This is a genomic window from Streptomyces yunnanensis, from assembly GCF_029011865.1.
GTDB classification, from domain to species: domain Bacteria; phylum Actinomycetota; class Actinomycetes; order Streptomycetales; family Streptomycetaceae; genus Streptomyces; species Streptomyces yunnanensis.
In genome coordinates, this window is the sequence record NZ_CP095749.1 from 6,519,851 (window position 1) to 6,542,082 (window position 22,232).

General features: G+C 72.5%; 20 protein-coding genes, 1 tRNA gene, 1 pseudogene and 1 riboswitch. Of the genes and pseudogenes, 7 read left to right on the top strand and 15 right to left on the bottom strand.

All coding sequences use genetic code 11. The features are described 5' to 3' along the window. Positions 1 to 29: 29 nt before the first annotated feature. Entirely contained in the window at positions 30 to 1,085 is a 1,056-nt protein-coding gene (locus MOV08_RS28435) for a TerD family protein (protein ID WP_039636907.1), read from the bottom strand. A 206-nt stretch (positions 1,086 to 1,291) separates the two neighbouring features. Between MOV08_RS28435 and MOV08_RS28440 the strand changes: the two genes are divergently transcribed. The 4 genes from MOV08_RS28440 to MOV08_RS28455 are packed head-to-tail and all read left to right on the top strand — an operon-like array spanning position 1,292 to position 6,563. Continuing rightward, complete coding sequence (locus MOV08_RS28440; RefSeq protein ID WP_039636909.1) at positions 1,292 to 2,464, top strand: HpcH/HpaI aldolase/citrate lyase family protein; 1,173 nt, start codon at positions 1,292 to 1,294, stop codon at positions 2,462 to 2,464. Between the two features lie 58 nt (positions 2,465 to 2,522). Further along, the gene (locus MOV08_RS28445) at positions 2,523 to 5,024 is read left to right on the top strand and encodes a phosphoribosyltransferase (protein ID WP_275309394.1); all 2,502 of its coding nucleotides are present in this window, start codon (positions 2,523 to 2,525) and stop codon (positions 5,022 to 5,024) included. Further along, complete coding sequence (locus MOV08_RS28450) at positions 5,024 to 5,854, top strand: HAD family hydrolase (RefSeq protein ID WP_039636911.1); 831 nt, start codon at positions 5,024 to 5,026, stop codon at positions 5,852 to 5,854. Before MOV08_RS28445 ends, MOV08_RS28450 begins: the two co-directional genes overlap by 1 nt. Before the next feature lie 49 nt (positions 5,855 to 5,903). Next, positions 5,904 to 6,563 (top strand): O-methyltransferase, encoded by a 660-nt coding sequence (locus MOV08_RS28455; RefSeq protein ID WP_039636913.1) that lies wholly within the window; start codon positions 5,904 to 5,906, stop codon positions 6,561 to 6,563. A gap of 27 nt (positions 6,564 to 6,590) precedes the next feature. On the opposite strand, the gene MOV08_RS28460 is transcribed toward MOV08_RS28455, so the two are convergent. The 6 genes from MOV08_RS28460 to MOV08_RS28485 all read right to left on the bottom strand — a co-directional run bounded on the left by MOV08_RS28460 (position 6,591) and on the right by MOV08_RS28485 (position 12,665). Continuing rightward, positions 6,591 to 6,806: an FmdB family zinc ribbon protein gene (locus MOV08_RS28460; protein ID WP_039636915.1), complete on the bottom strand. Its 216-nt coding sequence runs from the start codon at positions 6,804 to 6,806 to the stop codon at positions 6,591 to 6,593. An 82-nt stretch (positions 6,807 to 6,888) separates the two neighbouring features. Further along, complete coding sequence (locus MOV08_RS28465) at positions 6,889 to 7,908, bottom strand: sugar kinase (RefSeq protein ID WP_420834222.1); 1,020 nt, start codon at positions 7,906 to 7,908, stop codon at positions 6,889 to 6,891. Between the two features lie 101 nt (positions 7,909 to 8,009). Next, the gene (gene dgoD, locus MOV08_RS28470; protein WP_275309395.1) at positions 8,010 to 9,170 is read right to left on the bottom strand and encodes a galactonate dehydratase; all 1,161 of its coding nucleotides are present in this window, start codon (positions 9,168 to 9,170) and stop codon (positions 8,010 to 8,012) included. A gap of 121 nt (positions 9,171 to 9,291) precedes the next feature. Further along, a complete protein-coding gene (locus MOV08_RS28475) occupies positions 9,292 to 9,996 on the bottom strand; it encodes a FadR/GntR family transcriptional regulator (protein WP_275309396.1) in 705 nt (234 codons plus the stop codon). 187 nt (positions 9,997 to 10,183) lie between these two features. Next, entirely contained in the window at positions 10,184 to 10,957 is a 774-nt protein-coding gene (locus MOV08_RS28480; RefSeq protein WP_039641752.1) for a DUF4383 domain-containing protein, read from the bottom strand. Between the two features lie 298 nt (positions 10,958 to 11,255). Then, on the bottom strand, positions 11,256 to 12,665 hold the full coding sequence (locus MOV08_RS28485) for a hypothetical protein (protein WP_420834223.1): 1,410 nt from the start codon (positions 12,663 to 12,665) through the stop codon (positions 11,256 to 11,258). 186 nt (positions 12,666 to 12,851) lie between these two features. Here MOV08_RS28485 and MOV08_RS28490 point away from each other — a divergent pair. Continuing rightward, positions 12,852 to 12,926, top strand: a tRNA-Val gene (locus tag MOV08_RS28490). An 83-nt stretch (positions 12,927 to 13,009) separates the two neighbouring features. Here the strand turns inward: MOV08_RS28490 and MOV08_RS28495 are convergent. Then, positions 13,010 to 13,144, bottom strand: a pseudogene (locus MOV08_RS28495) (site-specific integrase); the annotation flags it as partial. Positions 13,145 to 13,249: 105 nt separating this feature from the next. On the opposite strand from MOV08_RS28495, the gene MOV08_RS28500 reads away from it, so the two are divergent. Next, entirely contained in the window at positions 13,250 to 13,564 is a 315-nt protein-coding gene (locus MOV08_RS28500) for an NUDIX hydrolase (protein WP_275309398.1), read from the top strand. A gap of 52 nt (positions 13,565 to 13,616) precedes the next feature. Here the strand turns inward: MOV08_RS28500 and MOV08_RS28505 are convergent, their stop codons facing one another. From MOV08_RS28505 to MOV08_RS28520, 4 genes are all read right to left on the bottom strand, one after another. Next, the gene (locus MOV08_RS28505) at positions 13,617 to 14,537 is read right to left on the bottom strand and encodes a nuclease-related domain-containing protein (protein WP_275309399.1); all 921 of its coding nucleotides are present in this window, start codon (positions 14,535 to 14,537) and stop codon (positions 13,617 to 13,619) included. 1,485 nt (positions 14,538 to 16,022) lie between these two features. Beyond that, positions 16,023 to 16,199 carry a hypothetical protein gene (locus MOV08_RS28510; RefSeq protein WP_159030904.1) on the bottom strand — a complete coding sequence of 59 codons (177 nt, stop codon included), beginning with the start codon at positions 16,197 to 16,199 and terminating at the stop codon, positions 16,023 to 16,025. Positions 16,200 to 16,621: 422 nt separating this feature from the next. Then, complete coding sequence (locus MOV08_RS28515; RefSeq protein ID WP_275309400.1) at positions 16,622 to 17,671, bottom strand: D-alanine--D-alanine ligase family protein; 1,050 nt, start codon at positions 17,669 to 17,671, stop codon at positions 16,622 to 16,624. Beyond that, a complete protein-coding gene (locus MOV08_RS28520; RefSeq protein ID WP_039636925.1) occupies positions 17,668 to 18,099 on the bottom strand; it encodes a GNAT family N-acetyltransferase in 432 nt (143 codons plus the stop codon). Before MOV08_RS28520 ends, MOV08_RS28515 begins: the two co-directional genes overlap by 4 nt. A gap of 325 nt (positions 18,100 to 18,424) precedes the next feature. On the opposite strand from MOV08_RS28520, the gene MOV08_RS28525 reads away from it, so the two are divergent. Continuing rightward, positions 18,425 to 18,925, top strand: a complete 501-nt coding sequence (locus MOV08_RS28525) for a VOC family protein (protein ID WP_039636927.1) — start codon at positions 18,425 to 18,427, stop codon at positions 18,923 to 18,925. 153 nt (positions 18,926 to 19,078) lie between these two features. Here MOV08_RS28525 and nicT read toward each other — a convergent pair whose 3' ends face one another. The 3 genes from nicT to MOV08_RS28540 form a co-directional block, all read right to left on the bottom strand. Next, a complete protein-coding gene (gene nicT, locus MOV08_RS28530; RefSeq protein WP_078876272.1) occupies positions 19,079 to 20,293 on the bottom strand; it encodes a Nickel transporter NicT in 1,215 nt (404 codons plus the stop codon). Between the two features lie 31 nt (positions 20,294 to 20,324). Further along, a riboswitch (cobalamin riboswitch) is annotated at positions 20,325 to 20,538 on the bottom strand. A 67-nt stretch (positions 20,539 to 20,605) separates the two neighbouring features. Next, positions 20,606 to 21,457 (bottom strand): alpha/beta fold hydrolase, encoded by an 852-nt coding sequence (locus MOV08_RS28535; protein WP_275309401.1) that lies wholly within the window; start codon positions 21,455 to 21,457, stop codon positions 20,606 to 20,608. After that, on the bottom strand, positions 21,454 to 22,149 hold the full coding sequence (locus MOV08_RS28540; protein WP_275309402.1) for a MarR family winged helix-turn-helix transcriptional regulator: 696 nt from the start codon (positions 22,147 to 22,149) through the stop codon (positions 21,454 to 21,456). Before MOV08_RS28540 ends, MOV08_RS28535 begins: the two co-directional genes overlap by 4 nt. Positions 22,150 to 22,232 lie beyond the last annotated feature (83 nt).

Sequence of the window (22,232 nt, forward strand, 5' to 3'; positions counted from 1 at the left end):
CGGCGGACCCGGCCGCTTCCGTCGGTGCGTCAGCGGCGCTGGAACTGCGGCCCCTGGGGCGGCAGGACGAACGACGGATCGGGCACGAACGGCTGCGGCTGCGGCGGTTGCTGGAGATAGCCGTAGGCGGGCGGCTGCTGCGGGTAGAGCGGCTGCTGCTGCGGCGGGCCCGGGTAGCCGTAGGCGGGCTGGGCCGGGGGCTGGGCCGGCGGGGGCGGGACGTTGGCCGGGTAGCCGTAGCCGCCGGTGGGCGCGGGCGGCAGCGGGGCGGCGGAGAAGGGCTCCGGCATCCGGTCCGGTACGTGTTGGGTGACCGCCGCCGGATCCGCCTGCGGGCCGCCGACGGGCGGCGCGGTCGCCTCCTCGGGCCAGGCGCCGGGCGGCGGGGAAACCGGGCCGGACGGTGCGGGGCCCGGCGCGGCGGCGGGCGGGGCGCCGTCCACGGGGCGCGCCACGGCAGCGGTGGGGGCCTCGCCCTGCGGGTCCGCGGCGGACGCCTCCGGGGACGGGGAGTCCGCGGACGGGCCGGCGCCGGACGCGTCGTTCTCGTCCACCGAGATGCCGAACTCCGTGGCCAGGCCGACCAGTCCGCTCTCGTAGCCCTGGCCGAGCGCCCGGAACTTCCAGCTGTCGCCGCGGCGGTACAGCTCCCCGCAGATCAGTGCGGTCTCCTCGCCCGTCTCGGGCGCCACGTCGAAGACCGCCAGCGGCTCGCCGTCCGGCGCCGCCGCGTCGTACAGCAGCACCCGCAGGTCCGTCACGCCGGCGAACGGGCCGCCGTCCGAGGAGGCGGCGAGCACCACCCGCGCCACCGAGGGGTCGAGCGCCGTCAGATCCGCCTCGATGGTGTCGGTCAGCGCGTCGGCCCGGTGGGTCTTGGGCAGGTGCCGGACCAGGCCGCTGGGGTGCCGCGGCTGGTTGTAGAAGATGAAGTCCTCGTCGGAGCGCACGCGTCCGTCCGGTCCCACCAGCAGGGCCGAGGCGTCGACATCGGGGACGCCGGCGCCCGGCGTCCAGCGCAGAACGGCCCGGACGGCCGTGGCGTCGAGGGGAACGTTCGACCCCTTCAGCATCGCGTGCGTCATGCGGCAATCCTGCCTTCCCTCTGCTGACGGTCACAACGTGGGGGCCGGGCACGGTGCTTCCCGGACACCCGGCCGCCACCCGAGGATGGCGAGATTTTCGCCCCGGCGGGAACTTTCGGCACCCCCGCGCACGTACGATTACCGGCTGGATCCAGACAGCGGGACACGGCGGGGGGCCCGGGTCCCGCTTCTATACGGGGAGTCGTATGCGGCATTTTGGGCATCTTCCGCCCGATATTCGGAAGACGCTGTTCCATAAGGAGCCGGTGGAGTTCACCGCCGACTCCTCGGCCCGTACGCTCGCGGCCGCCCTCGGTGCCACGCTCTACAGCCCCGCCACCCGCCCCCGGCTCGCCGCCGACATCCGCAAGCAGGTCGCCCTCGGCGTCACGTCCATGGTGCTCTGCCTCGAAGACTCCATAGGCGACGGCGACGTGGCGGCCGGCGAGGAGAACCTCGTCCGGCAGTTCGCCCTGCTCGACGAGGCCGCCGACCGTGGCGAGGATCTGCCGCTGCTCTTCATCCGCGTCCGCGAACCGGCCCAGATCCCGGACCTGGTGGGCCGCCTGGGGCCGGCCGTGCGCAGGCTGTCCGGATTCGTACTTCCCAAGTTCACCGCCGAGCGCGGCGTGCCCTTCCTGGAGGCGCTGGCCGCCGCCGAATCCGCCTGCGGGCGACGGCTGTTCGCCATGCCGGTCCTGGAGTCCCCGCAGCTGCTCCATCTGGAGAGCCGCGCCGCGACCCTACAGGGCATCGCCCGCGCCGTCGGCGGCTACCGCGACCGGGTGCTCGCCCTGCGCCTGGGCGTCACCGACTTCTGCTCCGCCTACGGCCTGCGCCGGGCCCCCGACATGACGGCCTACGACGTCCAGATCGTCGCCTCCGTGATCGCCGACGTGGTGAACGTCCTCGGCCGCGCGGACGGCACCGGCTTCACGGTCACCGGCCCGGTGTGGGAGTACTTCCGGCTGCACGAGCGGATGTTCAAGCCGCAGCTGCGGCGCAGCCCGTTCCTGGGGCAGGCCGAGGAGCTCCGCACCAGCCTGATCGAGCACGCCATGGACGGCCTGCTGCGCGAGATCGAACTGGACCGCGCCAACGGCCTCCAGGGCAAGACCTGCATCCACCCCTCGCACGTCGCCCCGGTGCACGCCCTGTCGGTCGTCAGCCACGAGGAATACAGCGACGCCACCGACATCCTGCGGCCGGAGCGCGGCGACGGCGGGGTGCTGCGCTCCTCGTACACCAACAAGATGAACGAGGTGAAGCCGCACCGCGCCTGGGCCGAGCGGACGCTGCTGCGCGCCGAGGTGTTCGGCGTGGCCCGCGAGGACATCGGCTTCGTGGAGCTGCTCACCGCGAGCCTCCAACCGGCCTGAGCACCCCGTGGGACCAGCACCGCGCACGACAGCAAGCACGACAGGCAAGAGCGATGACATGAACGACGGCATGGACGCGACGACGGAGGAGACGCAGCACGTGGTGTGGACGGGAGAGTGGGTCGCCGGACGGCTCGGCGTCGCGCTGAGCGGCGGGGACGAGCTGCCGGAGCTGCTCGGGCTGGCGCTGCGGCGCAACCCCAAGCGCGCCCACCTGCTGGTCTCCAACGTGCTCGGCAAGCACGTACCGCAGCGCCCGGACGTGGTGCACGGCGCCGGCGTCGGGCTGGGCCGTCGGGTGCGCGCGCTGCTCGGCGACGCCGACGCCGCCCGCGCCGTCGTCCTCGGCTACGCCGAGACCGCCACCGGGCTGGGCCACTCGGTCGCCGACGGGCTGGCGCTCGCGCCGTACCTGCACTCCACCCGCCGCCCGGTCCCGGGCGTCCCGCACACCGCCGGCTTCGAGGAGGAGCACAGCCACGCCACCTCGCACCTGCTGCTCCCCGAGGACCGCACCCTGCTCGCCGGCGACGGCCCCCTGGTCCTCGTCGACGACGAGTTCTCCACCGGGCGGACGGTGCTGAACACCATCCGGGCGCTGCACGCCCGCCATCCGCGGACGCGGTACGTCGTCGTCGCCCTGGTGGACATGCGCTCCGCCGCCGACCGCGTGCGACTGGCCGAGTGCGCCGCCGAACTGGGCGCCCGCGTGGACCTGATCGCGCTGGCCGGCGGCGGCGTCCAGCTGCCCGACGACGTCCTGGAGCGCGGCCGGGAACTGGTCGCCGCCCACGAGGAGCCGCCCGCGCTCCCCGGGAGCGCCGCGGCCGCGCCCCCGCAGGCGGTGCGCGTCGACCTCGGCTGGCCCGCCGGACTGCCCGACGGCGGACGGCACGGCTTCACCCCGGCCCACCGCGCGCGCCTGGAGGAGCACCTGCCCGCCATGGCCGAGCGGCTCGCCGGGCACCTCGGCGCCGCCCGCCGCATCCTCGTCCTCGGCAACGAGGAGCTGATGTACGCCCCGCTGCGGCTGGCCGGAGCCCTGGACGCGCACGTCGCCGGGACCGGCGCGACCGTCCACTTCTCGACCACCACCCGCTCGCCGGTGCTCGCCGTGGACGACCCCGGCTACGCCATCCGCACCCGGCTGGCGTTCCCCGCCCACGACCGCCCGGCGGACGGCCCGGGGGAGCGCTACGCCTACAACGTCGCCCCCGGCGGCGACCCGCGGCGCCGCTTCGACGCCGTCGTCGCGGTCGTCGACTCCGCCGGCGACCGGCCCGAACTGCACGCCCCCGGCGGCCTCCTGGACCGGCTCGCCGGCCACACCGACCGGCTGCTGCTGGCCGTCGTCCCCGCCCACACCCCGCGCGGCGCGCTCCCCGGCCCGCTGCGCGGCCCCGCCTTCTCCTCCTACGCCCCCGAGGAGGTCGGCTGGCTGCTCCAGGACCTGTCCGACGTCACGTTGGAGGCGCCCACCGAGGAGCGCGAGGAGGCGATCCAGCGCGGCGGCGCCCACTACGCGGAGTCGCTGCCGGTCGAGTACCAGCCCAGCCAGGAGTACCAGGAGCTGTTCCGCGCCGCGCTGGACGCCTCCGCCGGCCGGATCGCCCGCGCCGTCGGGACGGTCACCGAGACCGTCCTCGCCGAGCGGGGCCCCCGCCCGGTCCTGGTCTCGCTGGCCCGGGCCGGCACCCCCGTCGGCATCCTGATGCGCCGCTGGGCCGCGCACACCCGCGGCCTGGACCTGCCGCACTACGCCGTCTCCATCGTCCGCGGCCGGGGCATCGACACCACCGCCCTGCGCTGGCTGGCCGCCCACCACGACCCGGCGGACGTGGTGTTCGTGGACGGCTGGACGGGCAAGGGCGCGATCACCCGCGAACTCGCCGGTGCGCTGGCCGACTTCACGGGGTACCCCGGCTCCGCGGAGTACCCCGGCTCCGCCGAAGGCTCCGGCTTTGACCCGCGGATCGCGGTGCTCGCCGACCCCGGCGGCTGCGTGACGACCTACGGCACCCGGGACGACTTCCTCATCCCGTCCGCCTGCCTGAACTCCACCGTCTCCGGGCTGGTCTCGCGCACCGTCCTCCGCGCCGACCTGGTCGGACCGGACGACTTCCACGGCGCCAAGTTCTACCGCGAACTGGCCGGCGCCGACCTGTCGGCGGAGTTCCTGGACACCGTCGCCGCCCGCTTCACCGCGGTCGCCGACGCGGTCGCCGACGACGTGCGGAAACTGGCCGCCGCCGACCGCACCCCTACCTGGGCGGGCTGGGCGGCCGTCGAGCGGATCAGCCAGGAGTACGGCATCCACGACATCAACCTCGTCAAACCCGGCGTCGGCGAGACCACCCGGGTCCTGCTGCGCCGGGTGCCCTGGCGGATCCTCGCCCGGCGCGGCGCCGGCAGCGACCTCGACCACGTCCGCCTGCTGGCCGAACAGCGCGGCGTGCCCGTCGAGGAGGTCGACGAACTCCCGTACACCTGCGTCGGATTGATCCACCCCCGGTTCACCCGCGGGGCCACCGGCGCCGACGGCAAGGCGGTGGCCTGCTGATGACCACGTCCGCACCGCTGGTCGCCAGCGACCTCGACCGCACCCTGATCTACTCGGCCGCCGCGCTGTACCTCACCGGCCCCGACGCCGCGGCCCCCCGGCTGCTGTGCGTCGAGATCTACGAGGGCCGGCCGCTCTCCTACCTGACCGAGACGGCCGCCGCGCTGCTCACCGAACTGGCCCGGCGCACCACCTTCGTACCGGCCACCACCCGCACCCGCGAGCAGTACCGGCGCATCCGTCTCCCCGGCCCGCCGCCGGAGTTCGCGGTCTGCGCCAACGGCGGCCACCTGCTCGTCCGGGGCGAGTCCGACCCGGACTGGCAGCGCACCGTCGCCGCCCGGCTCGCCGCCCAGTGCGCGCCGCTGGACGAGATCCGCGCGCACCTGGTCCGCACCGCCGACCCGGCCTGGCTGCGCAGGGAGCGGACCGCCGAGGACCTCTTCGCCTACCTCGTCGTGGAACGGTCCCTGCTCCCGGAGACCTGGGTGAAGGACCTGGCCGCCTGGGCCGAGCCGCGCGGCTGGACGGTCTCCCTCCAGGGCCGCAAGATCTACGCCGTTCCCCGGCCGCTCACCAAGAGCGCCGCGGTGGCCGAGGTGGCCCGCCGCACCGGCGCCCCCGGGATCCTCGCGGCCGGCGACTCGCTGCTCGACACCGACCTGCTGCTGGCCGCGGACCGCGGCTGGCGCCCGGGCCACGGCGAACTGGCCGACACCGGCTGGCGGGCCCCGCACGTCACCGCGCTCGACGAACGGGGAGTGGCCGCCGGCGAGATGATCGCCCGCGCCTTCCTGGACGGCGTCACGGCCCCGGGGCGAGCCTGGTGACACCCCGCGGGTGCCCGCAATAGGCTGCCCGCGACTGGGAGGAGAGCACATGGCAGAGCCCAAGAGCGCACCGATCACCCCGGAGCTGTACGACTACGTCTTGGCGCACAACCCACCGCTGGACCCCGTACTGCAGGACCTCGCCGACCTCACCCGCGAGCGGTTCCCCGAGGCGGCCGGGATGCTGTCGGCACCGGAACAGGCGTCGCTGCTGGCCTTCCTGGTCCGTCTGACCGGAGCCCGACACGTGGTCGAGGTGGGCACGTTCACCGGCTTCGCGACCCTGGCCATGGCCCGGGCGCTGCCCGAAGGCGGGACGCTGACCGCCTGCGACGTCTCCGAGGAGTGGACCGCCCACGGCCGGGACGCCTGGGCGAAGGCCGGCGTCGCGGACCGGATCCGGCTGCGGATCGCGCCCGCGCTGGAGACCCTCCGGGCGATGCCGGCCGAGCCGCACATCGACCTGGCCTACCTCGACGCCGACAAGAGCGGCTACATCGCGTACTGGGAGGAGCTGGTGCCGCGGCTGCGGCCCGGCGGCCTGCTGGTGGCGGACAACGTCCTGTTCCACGGCGCGGTCGTCGACCCCGCGGCCACCGGATCGGCCCTGGCGATCCGGGAGTTCAACGACCACGTCCTGGCGGACACCCGCATGGAGGCCGTGCTGCTCACCGTGGCCGACGGGCTGACGCTGGCCCGTAGACGCTAGGGCGCTTCTGACGGGCCGGGGCCGCGGTCAGCCGCAGCAGCCGCCCCCGCAGCAGCCTCCGCCGCCTCCGCCGCGCGGGGCGGCCGGGGCCGCCGCGGTCCCTCCGACGGCGACGGTGGAGAGCAGCTTCACGGTGTCCTGGTGGCCCTCCGGGCAGGCGGCCGGGGCGGACGACTCGGCCATCGGCCGGTTCAGCTCGAAGGTGGTCCCACAGGGACGGCAGCGGTATTCGTAACGGGGCATGGCCACAGATTACGGGGCACGGCCGCGGCTCGGGGGCGCCCGTCGGGTCCGGGCCGCCGGCCGGGCCCCGCCGCGCCCGCGGTCAGCGCACCACGGTGCCCGGCGGCGCGCCCAGCAGGGACAGCTCCGCGCGGGTCGGCGCGCCCTCCCAGTCGCCCCGGGAGGCGGCGGCGAACGCGCCGGTGGTGGCCGCCCGCGCCAGCCGCCCGGCGAGGTCCGCGCCGTCCAGCAGCGCCGAGAGGTACCCCGCCACGAAGGCGTCGCCGGCGCCCACCGGGTCCACCGCCCGGACGGGGACGGCGGGTTGGTGGTGCGGGCCGTCCGCGCCGGTGAACGCCGTCGCGCCGTCCGCGCCGTGCGTCAGCACCACCTCGCGGACGCCCAGGGCCAGCAGCCGGGCGGCGTCCTCGCCGGGTTCGCCGGCCGGCCCCGGCAGACACAGCGGCAGCTCGTCGCCGGAGGCGATCAGCACGTCCACCCAGGGCAGCCAGCCGCGCAGCACCTCGGCGGCCTCGTCCGCGGTCCACAGCCGGGCCCGGAAATTGACGTCCAGGCAGACCAGCGTGGAGTGCCGGCGGGCCAGCCGGAGCGCGTGCCGGGCCGTCGCGCGCGCCGCGGGGCCCAGCGCCGGGGTGATGCCGGTCAGGTGCAGCACCCGCGGCGGTGCGGTGGCGAAGACCCGCTCCACGGCGGCCGGTGCCGGCCGGGAACCGGCCGAGCCGGTGCGGTAGTAGTGCACCCTGGTGACCTCCGGCAGCCGCGGCTCGAAGAGCAGCAGACCGGTCGGCGCCGTGGCGTCCCGGGTGGCGCCGGACACCTCGACGCCCTCGGCCCGCAGCGTCCGCAGCACCAGTTCCCCCGCCTCGTCCGCGCCGACCGCACCGGTCCAGTGCACGCGGTGGCCGAGCCGGGCCAGGCCGATCGCGACGTTGCTCTCCGCGCCGGCGACCGAGACCCGCAGGGTGCCACCGAGCTTCAACGGGCCGTCGCCGCGCAGCGCCACCATGGTCTCCCCGAAGGTGAGCACGTCGGGACCGGCGGGCCCGGGCGGTGTCCCGGTGACGTCCGGTGTCCCGGTGCCGTCCTGCGCGGTGGCGTCCACGTGTCCTCCCCTGGGGCGTGCGAACGGTGCGTCGGCGCCACCCTGCCACGCGGCGCGCCGACGGACGGCGTCGCCCCGTACCGCCGCCGTCCGGGCGCCCGTCACCATTCGGCGAACGCGCCGTCCTCGTACCGCCAGACCGGGTTCCGCCAGGTGTGGCCGCCCGCCGCGTCCGCCGCCCGGACGGCCGCCTCGTCCACCTCCACCCCGAGCCCCGGGCGGTCGGTCCGCAGCAGTGCGCCGCGGTCGAAGCGGAACGGCGCGGAGTCCACGACGTAGTCCAGCAGCTCGGCGCCCCGGTGGTAGTGGATGCCCAGGGACTGCTCCTGGATGAGGAAGTTCGGGGTGGTGAACGCCACTTGGAGACTGGCGGCGAGGGCGACCGGGCCGAGCGGGCAGTGCGGGGCGAGATGCGCCCCGTAGGTCTCCGCCAGGGCGGCGATCCGGCGCAGTTCGGAGATCCCGCCGGCGTGCGAGACGTCGGGTTGCACGACCGCGACCCCGGCCTGGAGCGGAGCCAGGAACTCACGGCGGGTGTAGAGGCGTTCACCGAGTGCGAGCGGAACGCCGGACGCGCCGACGAGGCCGGGGAGGGCCTCCACCTGCTCGGGGAGGACGGGCTCCTCGGCGAACAGCGGCGCGTACTCCGCCAGCAGCGGCAGCAGCCTGCGGGCATTGGAGGGGGAGAGGCGGCCGTGGAAATCGAGGGCGAAGTCCCGCTCGTCGCCGAGGACTTCACGGGCGGTCTCGGCGCGTCGCAGGCAGGCGCGCACCTCCGCCCGGGTCGCCAGCGGGGACATCCGCCCGCAGCCGTTCATCTTCACGGCGGTGAAGCCCGCCTCAATCTGCGCGGCCAGCGCGTCCCGGATCTCCGCCGGCTCGTCGCCACCGACCCAGGCATAGGCCCGCACCCGATCGCGCACCGGCCCGCCCAGCAACTGGTGGACGGGCAGCCCGCAGCGCTTCCCCTTGATGTCCCACAGCGCCTGGTCCAGGCCGGCGACGGCGGAGGAGAGCACCGGGCCGCCCCGGTAGAAGCCCCCCTTGGTCATCACCTGCCAGTGGTCCTCGATGCGCGCCGGGTCCTGCCCGAGGAGGTGTTCCGCCAGCACCGCCACGGCCGCCCGGACCGGCTCGGCCCGCCCCTCGACCACCGGCTCGCCCCAGCCCACGACGCCGTCGTCGGTCTCCACCCGGACGAACAGCCAGCGCGGCGGGGCGAGGAAGGTCTCGATGCGGGTGATCTTCGGGGATCCGGCCATGGCGCGGGGACCGTCCTTCCGTCGCGGGTCCGTCGAGGGGCGCCCGCCCCTCCGTACGACCCGGTCTACCCGCGCCCGGCGCCCCCGGCCCCTCGCCGACCGCCGTTGCCCCGGTCCCGCGCTACGGATGCTCGCGCGCCGACTTGTCGAGCAGCTCCAGCATCGCCATGTACGCCCCGTCCAGGTCCCGGTCCCGGACGGCCTCGGCCACCGCCGCATGGACGCCGTACGGATGCTCGAAGGCGTCGCCGGAGGCGTACACCTCCCGGCCGCGCTGGATGATCACGGGCACGATCACCCGGTGCATCTGCGCGTAGAAGCGGTTGTTGGAGGCGAGCAGCATCGCGGTGTGGAAGGAGGCGTCGGCGCGCACGAGCAGCACGGGATCGTCCTCGGTCGCCGACATCGCGGTCAGCGCGGCGTTCAGGGCGTCCAGGTCGTCGTCGGTACGGCGCTCGGCGGCCAGGGCGGCCGCGGCGGGCTCGATGGACCGGCGGAGTTCGAGCATGTCGGCGAAGAAGTCGGAGGAGGCGCCGACCGCGAGCTTCCAGCGCAGCACGTCGGAGTCGAGGAGGTTCCACTCCTCCCGGGGCCGCACATAGGTGCCGTGGTTCTGGCGGGTGGCGAGCAGGCCCTTGGTGGTCAGCACCTTCACCGCCTCGCGCAGCACGGTCTGGCTGACCTCCAGCTCCGCCATCAGCTCCGGCATGGCCAGGACTTCGCCCTCGCCGTAACCGCCCTCGAAGATCCGCTTGGCGAGCGCCTCGACGGCCGCTCCGTGCAGCCCGTGCCCCGCCTGCGACGCCGGATTGCCCAACTGCCCCATGGTCGCTCCCACATGCCCGGTACTCCCGGGAACCCGTACTCCGCCTGCCGTTCGGTGCTCCCGTCGGTCGCCGGTCGGCCCGCCCCGCAGCCGTCAGGGCGTACCGAGCACACGACCCCGCCTCGGTACGCCCTGAAGTCCCGCCGTCCGACTCACCACTCCTTGCCGTTCCGTTCCCGCCGTGCCCTCACAGCTCCTCGGCGCTGCCGGCCGGGGGCGCGCCGCCGGGTCCCGCGCCCTTCTTCTCCGTCCCGGTGTCCGCCGTGAGCGCGCCCGGGCCCTTTTCGACGCGGGCGGCGGCGTGCCGGGGGTGCGGGCCGGTGCGGCTGGTGCCCGGGCCGAGCGAGCCGATCCCGCCGTGCCAGGCGCCCTGCATCCGCACCCGCGCCGACTGCCGGCCGGCCGTCATCCCGGACACCGGGTGCAGCTCGCCGCGCTCGAAGCGCTCGGCCTCCTCCGGGTGCCGGGCGCGCCAGTAGGGGTTGTCGTGCGACAGTCCGCCGCTGACCCGCCCGTACATCCCGAACACCAGCAGGAGCACCCCCACCACGAAGCTGAACAGAACGTTCTGGATCTTGAAGGCGAGGAAGTTGGCGTCGGTCTGCAGCAGCGCCAGGTTCACGAATCCGCTCAGCAGGAAGAGCCCGCCGAGCACGATGTTCAGGGTGGAGGCGAAGTTCCCGCCGATCACCATGCCGGCGAAGAGGATCGCGCCGACGACGATCGAGAGCACGCTGAGCGAGCCGTTGGTGTTCAGCCCCGCCACGGTCGAGCCGCCGGTGTCGAAGAACCCGATGTGATGGGTCAGACCGAGGATGCCGAACGCGACCAGCACCAGCCCCATCAGTCCCGCACCGATGCGGTAGACCCGGCTCAGCCGGTGGTCCACGGGCAGGTGCTCGTTGAACTGGGTGCGCCGCCGCTTGAACCGGCGGAGGGGGTTAGCGGGCCCGTGCAGCACGTGGTCGGTTGCACCGGTAGCAGCCATGTCCGGCCTCCTTCGCGCAGATGAGCAGCCTGGGCCGTACTCACTCCAGGACTCCAGCATCCGCCAAGGGGACATTTCATGCCATCGCGGAACGAGAGGGGAAGGGAGAGGAAGGGGCAGGGGAGGCGAGGGGGAAGGCCGTGGACAGGGACCGGACGGCGGCCCGGCGGAGGACCGGACGGCGGCCCGGCGGTGAACCGGCGACGGGCCGGCGGTGAACCGGCGACGGCCCGGCGGCGGATCGATGGCTTCCGGAGAGCGCCCGCCGGCCTCAGCGGCCGGTCGTCGCCCCGCCCCGCTGGTCGCGGATCTCCTGCACCACCCGCGCCGCCGTCTCCCGCACCGCCTCGGTCTCGGTCAGGAAGTGCCACCAGTCCGGATGCCGCCCCTCCAGGCCCGCGACCGCGCGGTCCAACCGCGCCACCGCCTCGTCCAGCGGCCCGGCGTGCCGGGGGTCGGGCGTGCTGCGGCCGGCCATCGCCAGCCGCTGTGCGTCCCGGAGCGCGAAGCGGGTCCGCTCGACCTCCTGCTGCCGGTCGGCCGCCACCGCGTCCAGCCGCCGCAGCCGGTCGCCGGCCGCCGACACCGCCTCGTCGGTGGTGTTGAGCAGCGCCCGTACGGTCGCCAGCCGGCTGGTGGCGTCCGCCCAGCGCTGCTCCGCGCGGGCCTGCCCGGCCTCCTGCAGCGCCGTCCGGGCCTGTTCGACGGAGTCCACCGCCTGCTCCGGCACCTTCTGGAGGTCCTGCCAGCACGCCGCGCTGTAGCGCCGCCGCAACTCGCTGAGGACCGGGGCGACCTGCTGGGCGCGGGTGGTGATCGCCTCCGCGCGGGTGCGCAGCGACACCAGCCGCTTGTCGATCTCCGCGGCCGTCGCCGGCAGCCGCTCGGCCTCCGACCGGATCGCCCCGGCCTGCCGCTGCACCTCCTCCGCCCGCCGGATCGTGTCCGGTACGCCGTGCTGCGCGGCCCCTTGGTTCAGCCGGGTCAGCTCCGGGCCGAGCGCCGCCAGCCGGGCCGCGAGGTCGTCCGCCCGCAGGCCCTGCGCCCGGACCGCGTCCAGCCCGTTGCTCGCCGCCAGCAGCGCCTGCCGGGCCTGCTCCACGGCCGGGGCCACGCGTGCCAGCTGGGTCTCGGCGTTCTCCAGCAGTGGCGCGAGGCTCTGTGCGAACCAGTCCAGCTCCCCGCGGACCCGCTCCAGCTCCTCCCGTGCCCGGGTCAGATCGGCCCGCGCCCGCGCGAGCGCGGCGCCGTCGATGTCGTCCCGGTCAAGATCATGTGAGTCGACCGCGGTGATGTACCCCTGGCTGACCTGGTCGATCCGCTGCCCGAAGCTCTCGTACTCCGCCGCGGCCTGCCGGGCCCGCTGGGAGTCGTCGACGGCGGTGATCGTCTCCACCGAGATCCGCAGGTCGCGGTGGGCGGTGTCGAGGTCGTAGAACGCCGCCGCGGCGGCGTCCTTCGCGGCCTGGGCATCGGCCCGCTGGCTCTCCCCGCGCCCGAACCAGCGCCGGGTGCCGCCCCCGGCGAACGCCATCGGCGCCACCGCCACCAGCAGTGGCAACGGCAGCAGGACGAGCCCCACCGTCTCCCGCACCGCTCGACCGAACCGGCCCCCGCGGCTGCGACGACGGCTCCCCTGTCCGGACGGCCGCGGCTGCGGCTGCATGTGTGTCGCCGTCACATCCCTCTCCCGATCGGATCGCCCCAGGACCGGCTGACATTCTCCCACCCGCCCCAACGAACATCCCGACCGGTGAGTTCACGCCCGCCCCACCCCGCCCCACGACCCCCCGCCGCACGCTCGCCCGCCCCCTGGCCCGGGTTTGCGGTCCCGACCCCAGGGCAAGGTAGTCTGTCGGCTCGGCCAGGGCGCATAGCTCAGCGGTAGAGCGCTGCTCTTACAAAGCAGATGTCGGCGGTTCAAATCCGTCTGTGCCCACCAGTCAAAAGACCCCCCGTCGATCATGGCGGGGGGTCTTTGACATCCATAAGTGACATCAACGGCGGTGATCAGCCCGAGACGGGTCACCGCTTCAGAAGCCGGTCCATGTGGCTCACGGCTTTACGTTGGGTGTCTTGCACGACGTGCGTGTACGTGTTCATTGTGATGGCGATCTGGGGGTGTCCCAAGATCTCCATGACGACCCGGGGAGCGACCCCGCGTACCCCGTCTCCACTCACTCATTGCGATTCCTTCGCTGTGGCTGTGGCTGTGGCCGTGGCCGTGGCCGTGGACCGCTTACGCCCTACCTCCCGCCGGGCGGTGTGCTGGAGCTGGACGAGACAGCTGAGGACGGCGTATGCCGCGAGGTCTACGAGGAAACCGGGATCACGGTCCGTGTGGATCGGTTGACCGGGGTGTACAAGAACATGTCTCGCGGAGTCGTCGCCATGGTGTTCCGCTGCCATGCAGAGAGCGGTCACGAGCGCCTTTCGGACGAGTCCGCCGCGGTTGAGTGGCTGACGCGCGAAGAGATCAGCGAGCTCATGGGAGACGTCTACGCGATTCGCGTTCTCGATGCTTTCAGGAACGACGACCCACAGGTTCGCTCTCACGATGGCCAGAGGCTCATCGCGTAGAGGGAACCTGGATGGCCCCGATGACGTTGGCTGCCACGATCAACTGTGTAGATCAGGATTGCAGCCAGACGCGGCGGTGGCGGGCAACCGTGTACACCCTCTCAATCCGGTCCGGAGTGAGTTTGCCTCCAAGGGGGCCCAACGCCGAAACCTCGCGGTCTTGGTAGATCCGCACGGTGTACTGCGTGGCAGCGCGACGCAAGGAAGCGACGCCGACGAACACGAGAGCCGGTTCTACCGGGACAGCGAATCCGCAATACCGCTCCAATACGCCCTGGGCATAGGCGGCTTCTGCTTTGCTCGCAGCGGCGTACGGAACTGGCTGGCCACCGTTGACCTTCGCCATGGTGTCGCCGACCCAGACCGAAGCACCAGGGTGGGACTTGGTGTTGATGCTGAACACGCCTCCAGGGCCAATCAGTAAGTGATCGATATCGCCGCCGTTGCGCTTGGGCACGCCATGCAGTACCTGCCAGCCGCAGGACGACAGACGTTTTAGCTCTCGGCCTACCCGTCGCTCGCCTTCCAACCCGGCGTACCAGCTGTCCCACTCCGAAGGGCGCCGCAGCACCTTCGTCCAGAGTCGCTGAACCGGCGACGGACCGCGTACGGCGATTGCCTCTAATAGCGCTGCACCTGGAGGGTTCCTTGCCAGGTCGTCAGCGACAGTGAGGTTGGGCAGCTGCACCGGTCGTGCAGGATCGCGCTGCCGCGGTGGCTCGGACCGCCGGTCCGGGTTCGCGCGCAATGCTTCAGGAGCCTTGGTGGACCGCGAGGGTGCAGGGCGGACTGTCATCGAGTTACCGAGGTATGGCCGCAGCAGAGCCAGTGCCTCGTCTCGGTACTTCTCTACCTTGATCGTGACGACTTTCGTCGGCCGATCCGCCCAAGCGACGGCAACCCCACCAGGGAGGTTCACGTAGAGCCGGTCCTTGCCGTGCCGCTTCCACGGATTCACCGTGAGATCACTCAATGGCTCGCCCCCGAATCTGTGCCGTCCCCACATACATGGCATCAGCCATCCCGCAGTCCGGCAAGACTGCCAAGCGAGCGTGACCTGTTACAGGTTTCTCTACCTCATCAAGCCCCGCCCTTCGGCCGGGGAGGAGAGGTATGGGGGAGCCTGAGGGGTTTCGCGGGGATGCCGTTTCCTTGCCGGGCCTCCCTGTGCCGATGCCAGGTAGCCACAATCCGACACCACCGGAGCTGACGAGCAAGCAGCCTTCTCTCCCTTCCCCTTGGCCGATGCCCCGCGACCGTGCCCGGAAGGGACGTACGGCACGCGGTTCGGGCCTTGCGGGGGCTCTTGCTTTCAGCATCCGGCGCGCAGGCCAGCGGCTTGCCAGCCGCCGCTACGGATTACACCCCGCCGGCCCCGCACACGCGGGCCGGTCGATCGCGGTACAGGAGAGCCGTAGCAGCGCTACCGGGTAACGCTCTCCTGCTGCTCACGCCTGCTGCGCAAAGACAGCCAAATTGTCACGCTGCCGAGAACTATGGTGGCCAAAGCGATAGAGATCGAAAGCATCATGATCGCAACGCTACAGCGGATGGACCCACTCCCTCGCGTGCTCCGTGGCAGTGCTGCGGTACAGCAGCGAAGTACAACAACCGTGACGACTTTCGGCGCCTGTCGTCGGCCTGTACAGACTGATTGATCAGGCGGGATGACCCCAGCAACCTCGCTGCATGTAGTTCACAACGAGGGGTGCTAGTAGCCTGATCTGCATGCAGGCTTCTTTGCCCCCGTGTCCGCGGTGTGATCAGGATTGGGTCCACCCGTATCGCTTCAAAGGCGATGGGGCGGCCTTCTCGCTGTGTACTGAGTGTGACTCCCTTTGGTGGCCGCACGAGGCTGTGGAGGCTGCCACCGCCCGCTTCCTGGATGACGTGGTGGCAGCGCGGCTCGGGCTGGGCGGCAATCCCTGGGAATCCCACGTCTGGGCCGACGTCATTGAGGCTGCTAGCGAAGGTTGCTGACATCCACGGCTGACATCAACGTTGGTGCACAGCGGCAGCGTCGAGCGGTTTTGAGTAGCCGCGCAGCCCCTCGGGACGGTGGCCGTTACCGCACCCGGGCGGAACTTACAAAGCAGATGTCGGCGGTTCAAATCCGTCTGTGCCCACACAGGTGAACCGTGAGGTCAGCGGCCCCCCACTCCACTGAGTGAGGGGCCGTTTCCGTGATCGGAGCCGGTTGGCCGGAGCTGGTTGGCCGGAGCCGGTTGAGGGACCACATGTCCTCGGAGGGCACCGGCAGGCCGAGCGGCAGGGGCCTTTGGTTGCATTGAGCCGGTCCCGTGGGCGAGGTGTGGGGATCCGTCCGACCGTGACTTACGGAACGCCGCGGTACCGCAGACGACTGTGCCCCCCGTCCTCGCCCTTGGGCGGGCATGAACGGGGGTGTCGCGCCCGGGCTGGGCGCGGGGTGATGGCTACGGACCTGTCCCTGAGGGGCTCACATGTCCAGAAGGAACGAGCCGCTCACGAGTTTTTGCAGACCTTCGGTGATCGGGGCGGTTCCGATCCGAGTAGATCCGTTGTCGGGCTTGCCGTCGGCGCTGGCGGTGCCGGCTCCGAGGATGATCAGTACTGAGGCCGCTACCGCGGTAGCGAGCGCGGGCAGGCGCTTCATGGGGATCTCCACTCGTCGAGGCAACTCATCGGCAGAATCTTTCGCCATCCTTCCCCTCATCGCCCCAGCCACCTCAGGCGGGCGGCCATGTCACTCCAACGCTGCGCCTCCCGTGCCACGTCCGCACTCACCCTTAGCCCGCAGGCTCCCCCTCCCGTATGGGGACTGCGTCAGCAGTCCGTACCGGTGGGCAGTCGAACCTCGGGGCGCAGCCGGGCGGGCGACTCGGGCCGGTGCCGGCCGGGCGCGTGCGGTGCGGGTGTCTTGGGGGGCGGTTCCGTTGTGGAGTGCGGCGAGGCCCTGTTCGTGGACGTAGTCGGCTGGTCTCAACGTCGTTTGAAGGGTGGCGAGTTGAGTGAATCTCGGGGCTGGTGACGGTCGTCGAGGCAGGGGCGGGGTGGGGCGGTGTCGCGGGGGCGGGTTCAGGGTTGTGTGAGGTTCATGAGGCGGTGGATCAGATCGGGGTAGGTCCAGGCGGCGCCGGTTGCTGCGAGGGGGAGGAGGCTCGTCGGCGTCAGGCCGGGGAGGGCGTTGACCTCGATGCAGTGGGGTTCGCCGTGGGCGTCGCAGCGGAAGTCGGTGCGCGAGTAGGCGTGCGCGCCGAAGCCGAGGGCCCGGTGCGCGCGGAGGGCCATCTCCTGTAGGCGGTGGGCGAAGTCGGCCGGTATCCGGGCCGGGCAGATCTCGCTGGCGCCGCCGGGTTGGTACTTGGCCGCGTAGTCGAACAACGGAGTCGTCAGCTCGATCTCGACCACGGGGAGCGGTCGGCTTCCGACGACGGCCACGGTGAACTCCCGCCCCGGGAGGAACGGTTCCACCAGGAGCTCCTCGTCGGCGGGTACGTCGGCGGCGACCTGTGCCAGGTGGGGGAGTGACGCGACCCGGTGGACGAAGACGCTGGAGCCGTCCGCGACCGGCTTGGTCACCACCGGGCCGTGGGCCAGCAGGCGCTGCACGTCCGGTGGCACCTCGTCCGTCCCTGGGCGCCACAGCACTCCCTCGGTCACCGGCAGGCCCGCGGCGGCCAGCACCGCCCGGGCCCGGTGTTTGTGCCAGGCCGCCGCGCACGCGGCGCTGCCGGCGCCGGTGAAGGGCAGGCCCGCCATCTCCAGCAGTGCCTGGACGTGGCCGTCCTCGCCCCAGCCGCCGTGCAGCGCGAGGAAGACCAACTCCGCGTCCCGCAGCAGCTCCAGGACCGGGCCGCCGGTCAGCGCCGCGTGCATCCGCCGCCGCAATCGTGGCCGGTCCGCGCGCGGTGGCGGAGTCGTGCCGACCGCGCACTCCTTGACGTCGTCGCCGGGGCGCAGCGGCCCGGCCACGACCGGCACGGCGGCGGCCGGGTCGATCAGTGTCACCTCGTGTCCGCGCTCCAGCAGGGCTCGGGCCACCGACCGGCCCGAAGCATGGGAGACGTCGCGTTCCGCGCTCTCTCCGCCGCACAGGACCACCACGCGCTTGCCCGGGTCGTTCATGCCGCCGAGTCCAGGATCATCAGGTTCTCGGGGGTGGGGAAGGGGACGAAGCCGGCTCGGGCGTAGATGTCGTGGGCGTCCAGCGTGGTGAGCAGCACGCGCTTGAGCCGGTAGGGGGCGAGGTGGTCGCGAACGGCGCCGGCCAGCCATGTGCCGAGACCTCTGCCGCGGTGCTCGGGCGCGACGTAGACGTCGCACAGCCAGGCGAAGGTCGCCCGGTCGGTGACGACCCGGGCGTAGCCGACCTGGGAGCCGTCGGGGCCGTGGACGGCGAAGTTGACCGAGGCGCGCGCGGCCTGTTCGACGGTCTCCCGGCTGCGGCCGAGCGCCCAGAACGCGTCCGTGGAGAGCCAGTGGTGGACCAGGTCGACGTCGAGCCGGTTCGGGTCCGTGGACAGTTCGTATCCGTCTTCCCTGGTTGTGGTCATGGTGGGATCGTAGTGATGTTGCTTTTGTTTTCCAAGTAGACGCTTGGAAAACAAAAGTGGTGGCGCTGTCTCGGGGAGGGGGTGGGTGTCGGAAGGTCCTTGTTTGGCGGCGAATGGGGGCTTCGGTGGCCTCGGAGGGAGGTGTATCGTGGCTAATGACTTGAAGTTTCAAGTAAATCGCGCCCGCGGGCGTGGAGTGCGTGGAGTGCGAGGTGCTGGTCATCGCCACGGCGGCGACGGCGGCGACGGCGGCGCGGACCCGGCCTCGGCGCGGTGGCGGCAGGAAAACGGCGGGGGACGAGTTGAGGTAAGGAATGGAGGACCGATGTCCGTACGGCGGCTCAATCACGCGGTGCTGTACATCCGTGAGGTGGCGCGGTCGGTGGCGTTCTACACCGAGGTGCTGGGGTTCACGGTCGACGTGGAGATTCCGGGGCGGGCGGCCTTTCTGAGCGCGCCCGACTCGCACAACGACCACGATCTGGGGCTGTTCGCGGTGGGGCCGGACGCGCCCGGGCCGGAGGGCGGCCGGATCGGCCTGTACCACCTGGCCTGGGAGGTCGGGACGCTGGGCGATCTCTCGGTGATCGCGGGACGGCTGCAGGAGCGGGGCGCGCTGGTGGGGACCAGCGACCACCTGGTCTCCAAGTCGCTCTACGCCCGGGACCCGGACGGCAACGAGTTCGAGGTGATGTGGCGGGTGCCGCGGGAGGACTGGCCGGGGGCGGAGGTGGCGGACCGGCTGCGGCCGCTCGACCTGGCGGCGGCGCTGGAGCGCTGGGGCCCGGACCTGCTGACCGGAGCGGCGGCCGGCTCGGCCACCTGACGCGCCGCCGGGACGAGCACTGTCGGTGTGCGTGCTGCCGGTGTGCGTGCTGCCGGTGGGGTGCGGCCTTTCCTGCCATCCCTTTCAAGGGGGAAGAGTCCGTCCCTTTTAGGGGGGAAGAGGAGGGGGGCCGCACCCCACGGGCGGTGGTACTCAGGGGGTGTCGGGGGCCGGGGTGTCGGTGTCTCCGGTGCGGGGTGCCGGGACGGTGTCGTCGGCGGGCCGGGCGTTCGCCGTGCGGGCCGTCCAGCGCTTCTCGACGCCGCCGAGGCGCCAGTACGCCAGCGCCGCGGCCCACACCACGACGAACAGGCCGACGATGATGAAGCCCACGTTGTCCAGGTCGAGGGAGGAGATCCCCGCCGTCAGCGGATCGTCCAGCCCGAACTTGTCGTGCAGCACGGTCACCAGCTCGATGGTGCCGATGAGGAACGCGACCGCGATCGACAGGCCGGTGATGGTGAGGTTGTAGTAGACCTTGCGCACCGGGTTGGAGAACGCCCACTGGTAGGCGAAGTTCATGAACGTGCCGTCCAGGGTGTCGAACAGGCTCATCCCGGCGGCGAACAGCAGCGGCAGGCACAGGATCGCGTACCAGGGCAGGCCCGCCGCGGCGCCGCTGCCCGCCATCACCATCAGCGTCACCTCGGTCGCGGTGTCGAAGCCGAGGCCGAAGAGGAAACCGAGCGGGAACATCTGGCCGGGCCGGCTGATGGACCTGGTGAGACGGCCCAGGATCCGGTTCATGAAGCCCCGGGAATCCAGGTGGCGCTCCAGCTCCTGCTCGTCGTACGCGCCCGCCCGCATCGCCCGGAAGACCTTCAGAATGCCGACCAGGGCGATGAGGTTGAGGGCGGCGATGAGGTAGAGGAAGGTGCCGGAGACGGTGGTGCCGACGAGGCCGAGCACCTGGTGCGTGCGGGAGTTGTCGTTCATCAGCGTGCCGGCGAGCTGGGCGCCGCCCGCCACCAGCGCGGCCATCACGACGACCACGCTGGAGTGGCCGAGGGCGAACCAGAAGCCCACCGAGACCGGCCGTTTGCCGTCGGCCATCAGCTTGCGGGTGGTGTTGTCGATCGCCGCGATGTGGTCGGCGTCGAAGGCGTGCCGCATGCCCAGGGTGTACGCGGTGATGCCGAGGCCGGCACCGAACACCTGGCTGCCGACCGTGTAGTGGCCCGGCACGACCAGCAGGAACAGCACGCCGAAGGCGACGATGTGCAGCACGGCGATCACGGTCATCAGTCCGGCCGTGCGGACGGTGTCCCGGCGCTGCCAGCGGAAGGAACCGGTGGATCCGGATATGCCGCCAGGGGACGCGTCGCGGGGGGAAGGGGAATTTCCCGGGGTATTCGTGGACAGGGCCATTCGGCCATCACGCTCCAGCACCTCGTGGATCAGTTCGTGAGATGCCGTGGCCGGTCTCCTGGCTTACGGGTGCACGCGTCCGCCCCGCCTTCCCGGCCGCAGGCTGCGGTCAGTGGCGCCGTACGCGCACCGGGCGCGTACGGAGAGGGGTGGAAACTCCCCGATCACAGTGGCGAGGGCCGCGCCGGCCTGGGACACAAGGTCCTGCACCGGTCTTCCCGATCACCACGGCCCGGTCACTCTAGCGGGCGCCGGGGAGAGCGGGCGGGCCCGCCCCGCCCCGGGCCCTCGCCCGGGGCGGGGCGGGCCGTCTCAGAGGGCCAAGGACGACAGGAAGGCGTGCAGTTCCTGGTCGAAGAGCGGGGTGTTCTCCAGGTTCACCATGTGGCCCGCGGCGGGGATGCGGACACGGCGGGCGCCGGGGACCTGGAGCGCTATGGCGTGGGCGTTGGCGGATATGTCGGTGGAGTCGAGGTCGCCGTCGAGGACGGTGGTCGGCACCTTGATCTCGGTCAGGCGGTCCGCGGCGCCGACCTCCAGGGGCATGCCGGCGCCCACACCGTCGGCGTGCACCTCGACATTGGCGCTCGCGGAGGCGCGCATCCGCTCCCGGAAGCCGGGGTGCACGGCGGACGGCGCGCGGTACGGCCCGTCCACCCACATCCGGAGGAAGTGCTCCACATAGCGCTCCGCGCCGTCCGGTGCGCCGATCGCGGCGACCTGCTCCCGGATGTGCTCCAGGACGAAGGGGTCGGTGAAGGGGCGACCGCTGACCCCGGGGGCGGCGAGGAAGAGGGCCGAGACCCGGTCCGGGTGGGCGAGCGCGGTGTCCAGCGCGACCCGGGAGCCGTGCGAGAGGCCGACGAGGACGGCGCGCGGTATGTCGAGCGCGTCCAGCAGGGCCGCCAGGTCGTCGTGGTTGGCCCAGTCGCCCGTCACCGTGGAGGAGAGGCCGTGGCCGCGGGAGTCGTAGCGGACCACCCGCAGGCCGGAGTTGACCAGCCAGGAGAACTGCTCGTCCCACATGTGCTGGTCGAGCATGCCGCCGTGCAGCAGCACCACCGCAGGTCCCGAGCCGGCCGTCTCGTAGAACAGCTCGCCGTCGTCGGCGATCGGCACGGTGCCGTTGTCGATCTCGGACCATGCCTGGAAGTCGTGGGTCATGCTGCGGGGCCTTCTGTCTGCGTCGGGCGGTCGGCTGGTCGGGCGGGCACCGGCGGTCGGTGCCCCTGTGCGGGCGGTATCGCGGCCTGTGCGGCCTCCTGGTCGGCAGCGTCCGGCATTTCGGGATTGCCGCTTTCCTCCGGGGGAACGCGCGAGCCGTCCGCCAAGTGCCGGAATTCCTCCCCGAGCCGATCCAGCACCCGCAGCGCCGTGCGGACCTCCCCGGGCGACAGGTCGGCCAGCCCGCGGCGGAGTTCCGCCGCCTCGGCGTCCTGTATCCCGCGCATCACCTCGGTGCCCTCGTCGGTGAGCCGGATCAGCGACGAGCGGCGGTGCGCGGGATTGGGAGCCGTCACGACCAGGCCCAGATCCGCCGCGTGGTTCACCCAGCGCTGCACCGGCTGTCGGTCCAGGCCCAGGGAGCGCGCCAACTGCGGGACGGTGCGCGGTCCGTGGGTGCGCAGCGCGTCGAGCAGGGCGTGCTCGCCGGCGGTCATGCCGGTGCCTTCCAGCTCCCGCTCCACCGCGCGCACGATCGTCCGGTGCAGCGGCCACAGCCGCCGGATGACGCCGTACAACAGCTCCTCGGTCGCCGCCGGCGGGTCGGCGGTCCGCCGGGTGTCGACGGCATCGGAATCCGGGCCGATGCCCTGGCCGGCACCCTGGCCGGCACCCCCCTCAATGACACTCATGCTGTCATGATGACATCCATGATGTCATTTCGGAAGGGGTGTTGATACCCGGCCGAGGAGAAGGGACCTGGCGCGGAGCCGAG